The organism is Actinoallomurus acanthiterrae, from assembly GCF_054775715.1.
In genome coordinates, this window is sequence record NZ_BAAHCO010000001.1 from 12,428,036 (window position 1) to 12,442,517 (window position 14,482).

General features: G+C 71.1%; 14 protein-coding genes and 1 tRNA gene. 9 read left to right on the forward strand and 6 right to left on the reverse strand.

The annotated features are described in order from the left end of the window. The first annotated feature begins 47 nt into the window (after nt 1–47). The 3 genes from ACYVF7_RS58675 to ACYVF7_RS58685 all read left to right on the forward strand — a co-directional run bounded on the left by ACYVF7_RS58675 (nt 48) and on the right by ACYVF7_RS58685 (nt 1,533). Nucleotides 48–698: an MOSC domain-containing protein gene (locus tag ACYVF7_RS58675; protein WP_460357403.1), complete on the forward strand. Its 651-nt coding sequence runs from the start codon at nt 48–50 to the stop codon at nt 696–698. A 71-nt stretch (nt 699–769) separates the two neighbouring features. After that, nucleotides 770–858: transfer RNA gene (locus ACYVF7_RS58680), tRNA-Ser, on the forward strand. A gap of 231 nt (nt 859–1,089) precedes the next feature. Continuing rightward, nucleotides 1,090–1,533 (forward strand): hypothetical protein, encoded by a 444-nt coding sequence (locus tag ACYVF7_RS58685; RefSeq protein WP_460357406.1) that lies wholly within the window; start codon nt 1,090–1,092, stop codon nt 1,531–1,533. Nucleotides 1,534–1,669: 136 nt separating this feature from the next. Here the strand turns inward: ACYVF7_RS58685 and ACYVF7_RS58690 are convergent, their stop codons facing one another. After that, on the reverse strand, nt 1,670–3,562 hold the full coding sequence (locus ACYVF7_RS58690; RefSeq protein WP_460357409.1) for a MinD/ParA family ATP-binding protein: 1,893 nt from the start codon (nt 3,560–3,562) through the stop codon (nt 1,670–1,672). A gap of 187 nt (nt 3,563–3,749) precedes the next feature. On the opposite strand from ACYVF7_RS58690, the gene ACYVF7_RS58695 reads away from it, so the two are divergent. From ACYVF7_RS58695 to ACYVF7_RS58710, 4 genes are all read left to right on the forward strand, one after another. Continuing rightward, nucleotides 3,750–4,709, forward strand: a complete 960-nt coding sequence (locus ACYVF7_RS58695) for an NAD(P)H-quinone oxidoreductase (protein ID WP_460357410.1) — start codon at nt 3,750–3,752, stop codon at nt 4,707–4,709. A gap of 13 nt (nt 4,710–4,722) precedes the next feature. Beyond that, complete coding sequence (locus tag ACYVF7_RS58700) at nt 4,723–5,253, forward strand: bacterial proteasome activator family protein (RefSeq protein WP_460357412.1); 531 nt, start codon at nt 4,723–4,725, stop codon at nt 5,251–5,253. Between the two features lie 112 nt (nt 5,254–5,365). Beyond that, nucleotides 5,366–5,992 carry an RNA polymerase sigma factor gene (locus ACYVF7_RS58705; protein ID WP_460357415.1) on the forward strand — a complete coding sequence of 209 codons (627 nt, stop codon included), beginning with the start codon at nt 5,366–5,368 and terminating at the stop codon, nt 5,990–5,992. Beyond that, on the forward strand, nt 5,989–6,696 hold the full coding sequence (locus tag ACYVF7_RS58710) for a hypothetical protein (RefSeq protein WP_460357418.1): 708 nt from the start codon (nt 5,989–5,991) through the stop codon (nt 6,694–6,696). Before ACYVF7_RS58705 ends, ACYVF7_RS58710 begins: the two co-directional genes overlap by 4 nt. 98 nt (nt 6,697–6,794) lie before the next feature. Here ACYVF7_RS58710 and ACYVF7_RS58715 read toward each other — a convergent pair whose 3' ends face one another. Then, nucleotides 6,795–7,592, reverse strand: coding sequence for an HAD family hydrolase (locus tag ACYVF7_RS58715; RefSeq protein ID WP_460357420.1), 798 nt, complete (start codon nt 7,590–7,592; stop codon nt 6,795–6,797). Beyond that, on the reverse strand, nt 7,589–8,848 hold the full coding sequence (gene serS, locus ACYVF7_RS58720) for a serine--tRNA ligase (protein WP_460357423.1): 1,260 nt from the start codon (nt 8,846–8,848) through the stop codon (nt 7,589–7,591). Before serS ends, ACYVF7_RS58715 begins: the two co-directional genes overlap by 4 nt. Before the next feature lie 156 nt (nt 8,849–9,004). On the opposite strand from serS, the gene ACYVF7_RS58725 reads away from it, so the two are divergent. Further along, nucleotides 9,005–9,841 (forward strand): inositol monophosphatase family protein, encoded by an 837-nt coding sequence (locus ACYVF7_RS58725; protein WP_460357425.1) that lies wholly within the window; start codon nt 9,005–9,007, stop codon nt 9,839–9,841. 445 nt (nt 9,842–10,286) lie between these two features. After that, on the forward strand, nt 10,287–11,324 hold the full coding sequence (locus ACYVF7_RS58730; protein WP_460357427.1) for a hypothetical protein: 1,038 nt from the start codon (nt 10,287–10,289) through the stop codon (nt 11,322–11,324). Nucleotides 11,325–11,355: 31 nt separating this feature from the next. On the opposite strand, the gene pheA is transcribed toward ACYVF7_RS58730, so the two are convergent. From pheA to ACYVF7_RS58745, 3 genes are all read right to left on the reverse strand, one after another. Further along, nucleotides 11,356–12,330: a prephenate dehydratase gene (gene pheA, locus ACYVF7_RS58735; protein WP_460357429.1), complete on the reverse strand. Its 975-nt coding sequence runs from the start codon at nt 12,328–12,330 to the stop codon at nt 11,356–11,358. Nucleotides 12,331–12,416: 86 nt separating this feature from the next. Beyond that, on the reverse strand, nt 12,417–12,872 hold the full coding sequence (locus ACYVF7_RS58740) for a DUF4446 family protein (RefSeq protein WP_360881873.1): 456 nt from the start codon (nt 12,870–12,872) through the stop codon (nt 12,417–12,419). Then, entirely contained in the window at nt 12,869–14,119 is a 1,251-nt protein-coding gene (locus ACYVF7_RS58745; protein WP_460357432.1) for a glycosyltransferase 87 family protein, read from the reverse strand. The genes ACYVF7_RS58740 and ACYVF7_RS58745 overlap by 4 nt, the downstream gene beginning before the upstream one ends. Nucleotides 14,120–14,482: the final 363 nt, after the last annotated feature.

Genomic DNA, 14,482 nt, shown 5'->3' on the forward strand with positions numbered 1-14,482 from the left:
GCACAAATCACTCGCGCTCGCCGCCGGGATCTGCCTACCGTTCGGGCATGAGGCTCATCGTCTCGGTGAACATCGGCACACCGCGCTCGAACCCCTGGAAGGACTCGGGGGTCACGGGCATCGACAAACGTCCCGTCGACGGGCCGGTCGCCGTCACGGCGCCGGGGCCCAAGGGCACCGGCGCCGTCGGCCTCGCCGGCGACCGGGTGTACGACGTCCGGAACCACGGCGGAGACGACCAGGCGGTGTACGCCTACGCGCGCGAGGACCTGGACCGCTGGGCGGCGGAGCTCGGGCGGGAGCTGCCGAACGGCGTCTTCGGCGAGAACCTCACCACGTCCGGCGTCGACGTCAACGCCGCGCTGATCGGCGAACGCTGGCGCGTGGGCGACCGGCTCGTGCTGGAGGTGTCCTGCCCGCGCATCCCGTGCGGGACGTTCCAGGGCTTCATGCGGGAGCAGGGCTGGATCAAGCGCTTCACGCAGGCGGCCCTGCCCGGCGCGTACCTGCGGGTGATCGAGCCGGGCGAGGTCCAGGCCGGTGACCGGATCACGGTCGAGCACCGCCCGGCGCACGAGGTCACGATCGCCCTGACCTTCCGCGCGCTGACCCTGGAGCCGGACCTGCTCCCCGCACTGGCCGCGGCGGACGCCCTGCCGGAGGAGACGAAGGACCGCGTCCACCGCCGCACGGCCTGACCGTCCACAGCCTGTGGACACGCGTCCCGCGCGCGGGATCTCGGCCCGGCCCGCTATGGTGGTCAACGCCTGGAGGGTTCGCATAGTGGACGAGTGCAGGCGCCTTGAAAGCGCCCAGGGCTGGGGACAGTCCTCGTGGGTTCGAATCCCACACCCTCCGCCTTTGTGATATCTCAGGACATCGGAAACCCTCCGAACCGACGGGTTCGGAGGGTTTTTGTTTTGTGCTTAGCACGTCGTCTGGATATATGACATTTTCATATATGACATTTTCATGGGGCTAAAGACCCAATCCGAATGGGGCGGATTGAGGCTCTGGCCCCTTTCTGTCGATACTGATTGGTCGTTAGCGTTTTCCCAGATCAATCCCTGCTATCGGAGAGTGCGTACTTTGCGACTTCTCAAATCGCGACCCGTCTCGGTCATCGCGCCGTTCGCCGTCACCGCGGCCGCCCTGGGGGCGCTGTCCTTCGCCGCCCCCGCGGAGGCCGCCACCTCCGCGAACACCGCCACCGCGGTCAAGGCCGGTAGCGTCTCCCCGGCCTCGCTCCAGGCCTGCGGAGTCACGCTGTACCGGCCGACCAACCACCCCATCCAGGGCAAGGCGCGGCTGAAGAACTGCGCCGGCTGGACCGTTCAACTGGTGCTCCAGGTGCACCGTTGGGACGGCTGGGAGCGCATCGCCGACAAACGGTTCTCCGGAAAGACCGGTTATCACAACTACACCATCAAGGCCTGCAAGAAGGGCACCTACACGTACCGGATGTACGCGACCACCAACGACGGCCCCCAGGTCCGCCACTTCTCGGGGCCGACCAAGCGTATGACCTGTTAATTACGGTTCATCGAAAAAGAGACATGCCCGCCCGCGACGTCATCGTCACGGGCGGGCTCTCTCATGCGGCAGCGACGGTGGGCTCTCCCACCAACGGCCGGTGCGCCCTGAGGTCGCACCGGCCGTGACATGGTCCTCAGCGCGGCCAGGCGAAGCCGTCGGCGACCGTCGCCGCCAGCGTGAGGTAGGCGTCCTGGGTCGCGGCGGACAGCTGCTCCAGCTCGACCTCCGCGCCCTCCTCCAGGTGCGGGTCGTACGGGATGCGGACGACCGCGCGGCAGCGGCTCTCGAAGTGGGCCTGCAGCCGGTCGAGGTCGACCGTGCTCCTGCTGCGGGTCCGGACCATCGACAGCACGACGACCCCGTTGCGGACCAGCTCGCCGTAGTGGTGCGCCTCCAGCCAGTCGAGCGTGGCAGAGGCCGACCGGGCGCCGTCCACCGACGGCGAGCTGACCAGCACGAGCTGGTTGGCCAGGCCGAGCACGCCCGCCATCGCCGAGTGCAGCAGGCCGGTTCCGCAGTCGGTGAGGCAGATCGAGTAGAAGTGCTCCAGGACGTGGGCGACCGTGCGGTAGTCCTGCTCGCTGAACGCCTCCGAGACCGCCGGGTCCCGGTCGGAGGCGAGCACCTCGAGCCGGGAGGACGCCTGCGAGGTGTAGGCCCGCACGTCGGCGTACCGCTGGATCTGCTGGTGCTCGTTCAGCAGGTCGCGGACGGTCGTCGCCGTCTCCAGCCGCACCTTGTCCGACAGCGTGCCCCGGTCGGGGTTGGCGTCGACCGCGATCACCCGGTCGCCGCGCATGGACGCCAGCGTCGCGCCCAGCCCGACCGTCGTGGTGGTCTTGCCGACGCCGCCCTTGAGGCTCATCACCGCGACGCGGTGGTGACCGCCGGCCACCGGGGTGCGGGCGCGGGCCAGCAGCTCGCGGCGGCGCAGCTCGGCCGGGGACTCGCCGGGGTGGATCGTCCCGGCGGTCGCCTTGTAGAGGGCGCGGCGCCAGCCGTGGGCCGGCGCCTGTCGCCGGCCGCGCAGCAGCATGTCGGCGCTGAGGCTGTCGGAGGTCTGCGCGCCGCCCTGCTGCTGTGCGTACGCCTCGGGCAGCGGCGCGAACGGCGGGCCGTCCTCGGGCTGCGGGGCGTACGCCGGCTCCTGCTGCTGCGGGAAGTGCTCCTGCTGCTGCGGGTACGCGGGCTGCCGGCCGTACGGCGCGGCCTCGGGCTGCTGGGAGAACGGCGGCGCGGAGTAGGGCGGCGCCTGGTGCTCCATCGGGGGCCGGCCGGTGTAGCGCGGGTCCTGGTGCTGCGGGTAGTGCTGCGCCTCGGGCTGCCGGCCGTAGTCGGGAGGTCCGGGGTACTGCGCCCCGTAGTCCGGGGCCACGCCGGGGTAGGGCTGCCCCGGATCCGCGGGTGGCGCCGGGTAACCGGGCGGAGGCTGCGAATAGGGCGGCGGGCCGCCGAACCCCGGAGCGGAGTACTGCGGGTAGCCGGTGTAACCGCCGTCCCCGTACACCTCGAAGCCGTCCGCCTGGGTGGCCTCGGCGGCGGGCCGCTGCTGCTGTTGGACGAGCTGGGTCTGCTCGGCGTCGGCCGCCTCCGCGTCGCCGCGCGGCTCGTCCGGTGGAGCGGCCGGTTGGGACGGCTGCTGCACGTCGTACGGCGCGGCGGGATCGGCCGGCTCCGCGTCGTACGGCTGCGCGGGCTCCTCACGGCCGTCCTGCGGTCCCTGCTGCTCCGCAGCCCCGGCTTCCTGGGGCTCTTGGGGGCCGAAGCCCTGCGGAGGGAAGGGCCCGAAGGCCGGGCCGTACTCCCGCGCCGGTGCGCCGGGGAACTGCGGCGGCGCCCCGAACTCCGGCGGCGGCGGATACCCGGGCGCTCCGAAGTCGTAGGACGGCTGCCCCTCACCAGGCCCGGACGCGTCGGGCGGCACCGCGGGGAACGTCGGCGCGGGAGGGGTGCTCGTCCACGGGTTGGACGGCGGCGCGGCCTCGTCGACCGCGTCTTCTCTCGGTTCGGCGGACTCACTGTTCATGGCATCAAGAGACGCGAGCTGTTCCTCAAGAGAACGGCCCGTTTTATCCTGATCATTCTTGGCCACCAGGTCCCCCTCGCGGACGCGCAGTGGATGAATCAACACGATATGTTCATCCGCAGCCTAAGCCACCCCAGGCCTTGACCAATACCGTGTCGCTTGAGCATCCCCGGCTACCGTGAAGCCCATGCATGCCATCGTCATCGAAAAACCGGGCGACCCCGACGTATTGCGGTGGAGTGAGGTTGCCGACCCCGTCATCGGCCATGACGAGGTGCTGCTCGACGTCGTTGCGGCCGGAGTCAACCGCGCCGATATCATGCAGCGCCTCGGATTTTATCCACCGCCGGAAGGTGCGCCCGAGTATCCGGGCCTCGAAGCCTCCGGGCGCGTCGCCGCGGTCGGTGACGGCGTCACCGGGTGGAAGGTCGGCGACGAGGCCTGCGCGCTCCTCAGCGGAGGCGGATACGCCACCCGGGTCGCGGTGCCCGCGGGCCAGCTGCTGCCGGTCCCGCGTGGGGTGAGCCTGGTCGAGGCGGCCGCGCTCCCCGAGGTCGCCTGCACGGTGTGGGCCAACGTGTTCATGCTGGCCGGGCTCCGTCCCGGCGAGTCGTTCCTCGTGCACGGCGGTGCGGGCGGGATCGGGACGATGGCGATCCAGCTCGCCAAGGCCCGCGGGGCGCGCGTGCTGTGCACGGCCGGCAGCGAGGACAAGCTGGCGCGGTGCCGGGAGCTGGGCGCGGACGTCGCCATCAACTACCGGACGGAGGACTTCGTCGAGGCGGCCCGCCCGGTCGATGTGATCCTCGACAACATGGGCGCCAAGTACCTCCCCCGCAACATCGACGCCCTCGGCACCGGAGGCCGGCTCGTGGTCATCGGGCTGCAGGGGGGCGGGGTAGGAGAGCTCGATCTGGGCAAGCTCCTGACGAAACGGGCATCCGTCCACGCAACCTCGCTACGAGCCCGGCCGTTGGAAGAGAAGGCCGACATCGTCGCCGCGGTCCGCGAGCACGTGTGGCCGCTGGTCGAGGCCCGTGCGGTACACCCCATCCTGGACCGTACGCTTCCCATGGCGGAGGCCTCCGCGGCGCACCGCACGATGGAGGACAGCACGCACGTCGGCAAGATCGTTCTAACGGTGTGAGACTGGGAAATCTATGAATAATCCACTGAACAGCGAAGACCCGCAGGTCGTCGTCGTCGGCCCGAACGGCTTGCCCATGATGGCCGGGGAGAACGAGGACGGCTCGGAGGAGCGCCCGATCACCGAGATGGTCGAGCAGCCCGCCAAGGTGATGCGCATCGGCAGCATGATCCGGCAGCTCCTCGAGGAGGTGCGCGCGGCGCCCCTCGACGAGGCCAGCCGGGCACGCCTGGCGGAGATCCACCAGCGTTCGATCAAGGAGCTCGAGGACGGCCTCGCCCCCGAGCTGATCGCGGAGCTGGAGCGCATCTCCCTGCCGTTCACGAACACCGGCACCACGCCCAGCGAGGCGGAGCTCCGCGTCGCCCAGGCGCAGCTCGTCGGCTGGCTCGAAGGGCTCTTCCACGGCATCCAGACCACGCTGTTCGCCCAGCAGATGGCCGCCCGCGCCCAGCTGGAGCAGATGCGGCGCGCCCTTCCTCCGGGTGTCATCCCGCAGCAGGACGAGCCGGGCCAGGGCCGCTCGTCCGGCCCGTACCTGTAGGCCCCGGTCCGTATCCGATCAGGACCGCGCGGCGCGGGTCCGGCACCACGCCGGACCCGCGCCGTCTGCTTGAGCCCTGGAACCCGCGCCTCGGAGCGGACACGAACTCGGTGTGACTGATCATCTGCCTACGGACGCGGAGCTGTGGGCGCGGGCGGTCGGCGGCGAGCCCGAGGCTTTCGGGACGCTCTTCGACCGGCACGCGCGCACCGTCTACAACCACTGCTTCCGCCGGACGAGCGACTGGTCGATGGCCGAGGACCTGACCTCGGTCGTTTTCCTCGAGGCGTGGCGCCGCCGCGACGACGTGCGCATCACCCGGGAAACGGCGCTGCCCTGGTTCCTCGGCGTCGCGAACAACGTCCTGCGCAACGCCCGCCGCTCGACGCGCCGGCACCAGGCGGCGCTCGCCCGCCTCCCGCCCGCCCTGCCTGAACCCGACCCCGCCGACGACGTCGGCGACCGCCTCGACGACGAACGCGCCATGCGACACGTCACGGAACTGCTGCGGCGCCTGCCCGCCGCCGACCGGGACGTGATCGAGCTGTGCCTGTGGGACGGCCTGTCGTACGAGGACGCCGCGACCGCCCTCGACGTCCCGGTGGGGACGGTGCGCTCACGGCTCTCCCGTGCCCGGGCCCGGCTCCGGGACATGGAAGCACGGGAACCCGCGGCGTCCAGCGGCCACAGACAGGGTGACGCATCCACAGCGTCCCGGACCAGGAAGGGAACGTCATGAACACCTGGGAGCGTGTGCCTCCCGAGCGTGACCTGCCACCGGCCCGGCACGCTCAGCGCAGGGAGCACCTCATGGCCGAGATCACACCGAAAGAGCGGCGGCGCCGCCTCTCCCGCAAGGCCCGCTGGATCACCGGGATCACCGTGGGCGCGGTGGTCGCCGGGGGCGGGATCGCGACCGCGACGACGCAGTTCTGGGACGGCGGCGGCGCGGCCGACACGACGGACGTCGAATGCCACGACCGCGCCGACCTGAACACGAGCGACATCACCATCCTGCGGGTCGGCGACAAGACCCCGGTCCACGCGTGCGCGGAACAATGGCGCAAGGGCCATGTGAAGAAGGGCGTCCACGCCGCGCCGCCGCTGGTGAGCTGCCTCCTCAAGACCGGCCCGGTCGGTGTCTTCCCCGGCGCCGCGGGCACCTGCGAGAAGATGGGGCTCGTCCCGACGCGTACGGCGTCGCCGGCCGAACGCGCGAGGTTCGAGGCCGTACGGCGGCTCGACGCCGACCTGCACGCGCGCTTCGCCCGTTGCGTGCCGCAGCCGGACGCGGAGCAGTACGTCCGCGAGCGGCTCGCCGCACTACGGCTGCCCGGCTGGAACGTCACCGTGACCGGCTACGACGCCCGCAACCGGTGCACCTCGTACGGCCTCGAGCCCGAGCACGACACCGTACGCCTCGTGGGGATCGAGCACCCCTGAGCACACCGGCCATGGCCGCACGCCGCCGGGCGCGAGGCCATGGCCGTCCCGTCCCGGACCGCGGCCGGCGCGCGATGACGTCGCGCCGGCCGCGCCCGTCACTCGGAGAACAGCTCCTCGATCGTGCGGGCCACGCCGTCCTCGTCGTTGGCCGCGACCTTGTGGTGGACGGCGGCCAGCACATCGGGGTGGGCGTTGGCCACGGCGTACGACCGGCCCGCCCAGGCCAGCATCGGCAGGTCGTTCGGCATGTCGCCGAACGCCACCACGTCGGCGGCGTCGATGCCGTGCCGGGCGCACAGCTCGGCGAGCGTGCTGGCCTTGGACACCCCCAGCGCGCTGATCTCGATCAACCGGTCGCCGTTGGAGTGCGTGGGCAGGACGACGTCGCCCACCAGCGCCGCCGCCTCCGCGAGCAGCGCGTCGGCCTGGAGCTCGGGGTGGCGCGCCAGCAGCTTGGCGGCCGGCCGGGACACCAGCTCCGCGATCGGCGTGGGGGCCGGGGGCGTCCGCGAGTCCCAGAACGACAGCTCGAACCCGTCCGCGTAGACCAGCCCGTCACCGTGCTCGACCGCGAACCCGACCCCCGGCAGCGCCTCGCCGAGCACCCCGACGGCCGTACGCAGCGCGTCGACCGGGATCAGGTGCGTGTCGACGACCTGCTCGGTGTGCAGGTCGTAGGTGATCGCGCCGTTCGCGCAGATCGCCAGGCCACGGTGCGCGACCGCGTCGGCGACGGGCCCCATCCAGCGCGGCGGGCGGCCCGTCACGAGCACGAGCATCGCGCCCGCCCGCTCCACCCGGGCGAACGCCGCCACGGTCCGTTCGGACACCGTGTAGTCGCTGCGGACGACGGTGCCGTCCAGGTCCGTGGCGACCGCCCGCGGAGGCGTCATCGCGCCACGGGCTCGAGCACCTCACGGCCGAGGTACTTCCGCAACGCCTGCGGAACGCGCACCGAACCGTCGGCCTGCTGGTGGTTCTCCAGGATCGCGACGATCCATCGGGTCGTGGCCAGCGTGCCGTTCAGCGTCGCCACCGGACGGGTCCGGCCCTCGCCGTCGCGGTAGCGTACGGACAGCCGGCGCGCCTGGAACTCCGTGCAGTTGGAGGTCGAGGTCAGCTCGCGGTAGCGGCTCTGCGTCGGCACCCAGGCCTCGCAGTCGTACTTACGGGCCGCGCTCGTGCCCAGGTCGCCCGCCGCCACGTCGATCACCCGGTAGGGCACCTCGACCTTGGCGAGCATCTGCTTCTCCCAGTTCAGCAGGCGCAGGTGCTCCTCATGCGAGTCCTCCGGATCGCAGTAGGAGAACATCTCCACCTTGTCGAACTGGTGCACCCGGATGACGCCGCGGGTGTCCTTGCCGTACGACCCGGCCTCCCGCCGGAAGCAGGACGACCAGCCGACGTAGCGCCGGGGCAGGTCGCCGACGATCTCGTCGCGGTGGTAGGCGGCCAGCGGCACCTCGGAGGTGCCCACGAGGTATAGATCGTCCTCGGGCAGGTGGTAGACCTCCGACGCGTGCGCGCCGAGGAACCCGGTGCCCTCCATCGACTCCGGCTTGACCAGGACCGGCGGGATCATCGGCACGAACCCGGCCTCGATCGCCTGCTCCATCGCGAGGTTGAGCAGCGCCATCTGCAGCTGCGCGCCCACGCCCGTCAGGAAGTAGAACCGGGCGCCCGAGACCTTCGCGCCGCGCTCCATGTCGATCGCGCCGAGCCGCTCGCCCAGCTCCAGGTGGTCCTTCGGCTCGAAGTCGAACGCGGGCGGGGTGCCGATCGTCTCCAGGACGACGTAGTCCTCCTCGCCCCCGGCGGGCGCGCCCTCCTCGACGATGTTCGGCACGGTGCGCAGGATCTCCTGCAGCTCCTGATCGAGCCGCTGCGCCTCGGCGTCGGCCTCCTTGACCTGCTGGGCGAGCTCCTTGGCCCGGTCGAGCAGCTTCTGCCGCTCCTCGCCCTGCGCCTTCGACACCGACTTGCCGAAACTCTTCTGCTCCGCCCGCAGGGACTCGAAGCCGCTCAGCGCGGAGCGGCGCCGCTCGTCCAGGTCGAGCAGCCGGTCGACGACGGCCTCGTCCTCGCCCCGGGCGCGCTGGCTCGCGCGCAGCCGGTCGGGATCGTTTCGAAGGGCTCGCAGGTCAATCACAGAGACGAGGCTACCGTCCGAGCCACCCCTGACCGACCCAATAACCGATCATCCAGGCGCCGATGCCGAAGGCGGCCGCGCGGTGAAGCGACGATGTCGTCGGTGATGCGTCATCCGTTCACCGGCCGGTGCGGCGCGGATGGGAGAGTCACCGGTATGGACGACCTCTCCTTCGCACTGTTCCTGGCGGACCGGGCGGATGCGATCACGATGAGCCGATTCCGGAGCGCCGACCTGGACGTACGGACCAAGCCGGACCGGTCGGCGGTGACGGAGGCGGACCTCGCGACCGAACGCGCGCTGCGCTCGCTGATCGCCGGGCACCGGCCGGGTGACGGCGTCGTCGGCGAGGAGTTCGAGGAGACGCCGGGCGAGGGGCGCCGGTGGATCCTCGATCCCGTCGATCACACGAACAACTACACGCGGGGGATCGAGGTGTTCGCGACCCTGATCGCGCTGGAGGAACAGGGCCGGATCACCGTCGGAGTGGTGTCGTCCCCCGCGATGGGCCGCCGCTGGTGGGCGTCCCGCGGCCACGGCGCCCACACCAGCGGTCCGCCGTGGTCGGACGGGTCGGGTGACGGCCGTACGGCGCGGCGGATGCGCGTGTCCGCGGTCGACGATCTGGCGGACGCGCACCTCTCGTACGCGGCGCTGGACCACTGGGAGCGGCGCGGCCTCGTGGCCGGCATCGTCGGGCTGTCGGAGGCGACGCGGTATGAGTTCGCGTCGGCCTGTTTCTGGGGTCAGATGCTCGTCGCCGAGGGCCGCTGCGACGTCAGCCTGAACCCTCGCGGCAAGATCTGGGACAACGCGCCCATCCAAGTGATCGTCGAGGAGGCCGGCGGCCGGTTCAGCGACCTGGCGGGCGAGCCGCGCGTCGACCGGGAGTGCGCCGTCGTCACGAACGGTCACCTGCACGACACCGTGCTGGCCCGGCTCGCCGCCCCTTCGGGTGTGGATCTCGACGATGCGAGCCCGTTCCGTCCCTGATGGGGGCATGTTTTCAACCCTGGTTGAAAGGCGTTGCCGCTCACTCACCGACCAGGAATGATCACGTAGGTGTGATCGGCGCCGCTCGCCGCACAGTCCGGCACCTTCCTGCCGTTCGACGGCGACGGTCGGCCGCATCGGACGGCGGTGGGTACCGGGGGTCGCCGCCGTCCGTCATGAGCAGGACCTCCAGACCGCCCCGGACGGCACCTGGCGCGCCGCGTCGCGGGCGATGGCGCTTTCTGCCAGCGGTGGCGTCGGCGACCACGTCGCCCGAGCGCCGGGAGGCCAGGAGCCGAATGGAGCGGGCGGTGACTCCACTGGGGACCCCGGGGTCACCGCCCGTTCGCCATTTCGGGCCCGCCGCAAAGCCAAAGAGTTGATCTTGGCTGGCTGGATCGGAAAAGATGACGCGCTGAAATCCCTCCCCCGCCAGAGGACCCACATGCGCAGATCGCTGGCGATCGTCGCCGGCCTGGCGACGGCCGCGCTCGCCGTACCCGGCACGGCCCACGCCGCATCGATCCGGACACAGTTCACCGAGTTCAGCGTCACCCCGCTGCAGTCGGACATCGACCATCCGCGGACGTACCAGGGACGTTTGGTCTACAAGGACGCCGACGGCACCGAGCACGGGCTCGCCGGCGCCACCCTGTCTCTGCGGGAGAAGAACGCCCATACCTCGGTCCCGCTCGCCACGACGACGACCGACGGTGACGGTCGTTTCTCCGGATCGGTGACCTACGCCCGCGTTGGGTCGCTGGACGTTTCGTACGAGCCGCCGTCCGGATCGAACTACTACTACGCGACGTCGGATTACTTCCGGGTGTACCCCATTCAGGTCGCCAGCCGGATGTCGATGAGTCTCGCGCCGAAGCCGACGTTCGTCGGCGACAAGGTCACCGTGTCCGGTGTCGTCGAGCGAGTACGGCCGGACGGCTCTTGGGTCGTCGTGCCGAACCAGCCGGTCCAGGTGTACTACGTCCCGGCCGACAGGCAGTCTCTCGAGCTGATCGCCACCACGCGTTCCACGTCCGACGGGACGTACCAGGTGCCGGTCACCATTCCCGGGCCCAATGGACGCATCCAGGTCTCCGACTACGACAACGCGAACGGCCCCTACAAGGACGCCGAAGCCTCGAGCGACCCGTTCTTCCTCTCCTACTACCGGACCCGGATCGTCGGGTTCAACGCCGGACCGGAGCCGGTGAAGAAGGGCAAGACGCTGACGGTCGGCGGCACGCTGCAGTGGTACGCGAAGACGAAGACGTGGCGCCCGTTGCAGGGGGTCAGTGTGGCCGTCTACTTCAAGAAGCACGGTTCGACGGCCATGACCAAGATGGCGACGGTGACCACCGACCGGTACGGGCGGTGGCTGAAGAAGTTCAAGGCCGCCAGAGACGGCACCTGGTACGCCACGGCCCTCTGCAAGGACCCGTACCTGCCGATCGCCACCAGCGGCGACTACGTCGACGTCAGGTAGGGCAGGTCGTGACCCCGCGCGGGGCGCGGGGTCACAGGTCGTGGCCGGAGCGGATGGCGTGCAGCCAGGCGGACGCCTCGGCGAAGTCGTCGTCGTGGGTGCCGCGGCGGATCTCGGTGCGGCCGTGGTCGGCTCGCGGGTAGCTGCCGAGGAAGCGGATGCCGGGGCAGATGCGGCGCAGGCCCATGAGCGCCTCGCCGACGCGGGCGTCCGCGACATGGCCCTCGCAGTCGATCCAGAAGCGGTAGCGGCCGAAACCGTCGCCGGTCGGCCGGGACTGGATCAGGGTCAGGTTGACGCCGCGGACCGCGAACTCCGTCAGGAACTCCAGCAGCGCGCCCGGGTGGTCGTCGGTGAGGTAGGCCATCAGCGACGTGCGGTCGAACTCCGTGGGTTCGACGGGCGGGCCGGGCGGCCGTACGAGGACGAACCGGGTCACCGCGCCGGGGCGGTCGGCGATGTTGCGCGCGGCGGCCATCAGGCCGTACCGCTCGCCGGCGATCGGGGCGGCGATCGCGGCGTCGAAGCCTGACGTGGCGTCGGCGACCGCCATGGCGGCGCCGGCCGTGGACGTGCCGGTCGTCACCTGGGCGTGCGGGAGCGTACGGGCGAGCCACCGGCGGCACTGCGCGTGCGCGTGCGGGTGGGTGCAGATGCTCTTGATGTCCTCGATCGCCGTGCCGGGGCGGACCAGCAGCGAGAACTCGACGGGGATGAGCACCTCATCGGTGATGAGGAGCACGTCGCCGTCGGCGAGTTCGTCGACGGTGGTGGTCACCGGGCCCTCGACGGAGTTCTCCAAAGGGACCATCGCGGCGTCCGCGTCGCCGCGGCGGACCGCGTCGAGCGCCGTCGGAACGGTCGAGAACGGCTCGCGGGTGCCCGCCCGCGCCGCGGGAAGGGTGAGCAGGGCGGCCTCGGTGAAGGTGCCCTCGGGGCCGAAATAGGCGAACCGCTCCGGGCGCTCGGCCGGTGGCGCCTCGTCTCGTGGGCTGTCGTCGGTCACGGAGTCCCCTCATGCCGCTACTGCTTCGGTCCGGCGTCATCCCAGGTTACGGCCGGTCGGCACCTGGGACTGACCGCGGGTTCGGATCAAGTGGACGTGGAGGATCGGCTGTTCACGCCGATGTCGCGCCCGTCGTCGAGCCGGATCTGCGGCCCCTGACCGAGCCTGGCCGCGCGCACGACCTGGTCCTCTTCTGGAGAGAGCAACTGGAGGCTGCGGCCACTCTGCACGATCTTGGCATAGGTGCGGGTCTCGGTGCGCCCGTTGATGGAGGTGAGCACGACTCCGTCGCCGGCGGAGTTGAGCAGGGCGAGCGAGAACGACAGGCCGCCGGACTCCTCGCGGAGCGCGTCATAGTGGACGATGGCGACGTCGCGGATGGCGCGGTCGTCGGTGGCACCGGCGCTGACCTGCAGGCGGCGGCGCATCATCTCGGTGCACTCCTCGACGGCCTTCGCGGCGCGGCGCCGGGCGCTGAGCCCGGCATAGAGGCCGAGCCCGCCGATGCCGACAGCGGCCAGGGCGATCGTGATAAGGATCACGGTCCGAGCGTACCCACCGGGGAGTTCTCACGCGACGTATCCGCGCGATCACGCGGAGATTCTCTTTCCGGTACCTTCCGCGCGGGCCGTCGGCGGCAGAAGAGGAGAAGGAGTCCCAGTGCCCCGAGACCATACGCGTCTTGGACGATTCGCCCGATCGCCCGCGGTGCGAGGTGGTGAGCGAGGATAGTGATCCCCCACCACGGGATCGTGAGCACGTAGAACAGCCAGACCCCGGCCGCCAGCGCGAGCCTTCGCGGGTCGCGGCCGGCGCCCACGATGGCCCCGAAGATGACGACGAGCCAGGCGAGATGATGGATCCAGGAGACCGGCGAGACGGCCACCGCGATCAGGCCGGTGATCGCGACACCCCCGATCTCGTCGCCCGCCAGCGCGGTACGGCGCGCGGCGCGGAAGCCGAAGTACGCGATCACCCCCGCGAGCGCGAGCCAGATGAGGGCCGAGACCGGGCCGGGCAGGTAGAGCCGCAGCAGCATGCCGCGGATCGACTGGTTCGTGGTCGCGGTGTTGGACCCGAGGCGTTCGCTGTCGAACAGGGCGCCGAACCAGTAGTCGGCCGAGTCCACCGGCAGGAGGAGGAACGTGCCGAGCGTGGCGGCGACCGCGCCGGCGATCGCCGTGCCCGCCTCCCGGCGGCGGCCGGTGACCAGGAAGTAGACGATGAAGACGCCCGGGATGAGCTTGACCGCCGTGGCGAGCCCGATGAGCAGGCCCCGTGGCCAGCGCGGCCGCGGCGCGGCGCAGTCGGCCACGCACATCGCCACGAGGAAGACGTCGACCTGCCCGAAGCGGATCTGGTCTCGCAGCGGCATGGGGTAGGCGCACAGTGCGACGAGGACGCCCGTGAGCACCGGCGCCCACAGGCCGGCCCTGTCGAGCAGGGCGCGGAAGGCGTACCGCACGGCGACGGTCAGGGCGAGCAGGACGAGCCCCACCCACAGCCACTGGGCGACGGCCCACGGCAGGAGGGCGAGTGGCACCGCCACCAGCACGGCGAAGGGGGGATAGGTGAACGGGAGTAGCTGCGGCGGCTGGGTCAGGAAGTCGTAGACCGGGGCCCCGCGCAGCACCGCCTGCCCGCCGGACCGGTAGACGTCCAGGTCGACCATGCGCTGGTCGGGCGGGTTGGTCAGCCAGTGCAGGGCGAGCGGCCCCACGGCCGCCGCGACGATCGCGAGGCCCGCGACGACCATCGCGATCTCGCGTTTCGTCCTTCGCTCAGCCATGGGTCCATCCTGTCCCAAGTCCGGCACCGGCACGGCCACTCCGCCGGACGCCGGTGACGCGGGAACCACGCGCGGAGCCCGCGACGTCCGACTCCCGCTGCCCGCAACCGGCCAGCAAGATCCGCAAAATCGCGTACATCCGCGAGCAACTCGGACGCGGTACTAGGGTCTGTCTCAAAGTCCCCGTCCGTAGCGAGCGGTGTCCAGGTGGTGCCTCGCAAGGCGGAGGAGGGAGTCAGCCCGGTGTTGGCTGGCGACCGACGACAACGCGGCGAGGCGCCGCCTGGGCGCCGCGCAGTAGGACAGCGGGGCTTTTGAGACAGACCCTAGCCTGGGGAGGTCCCCAGATACCCGGAGGTGATC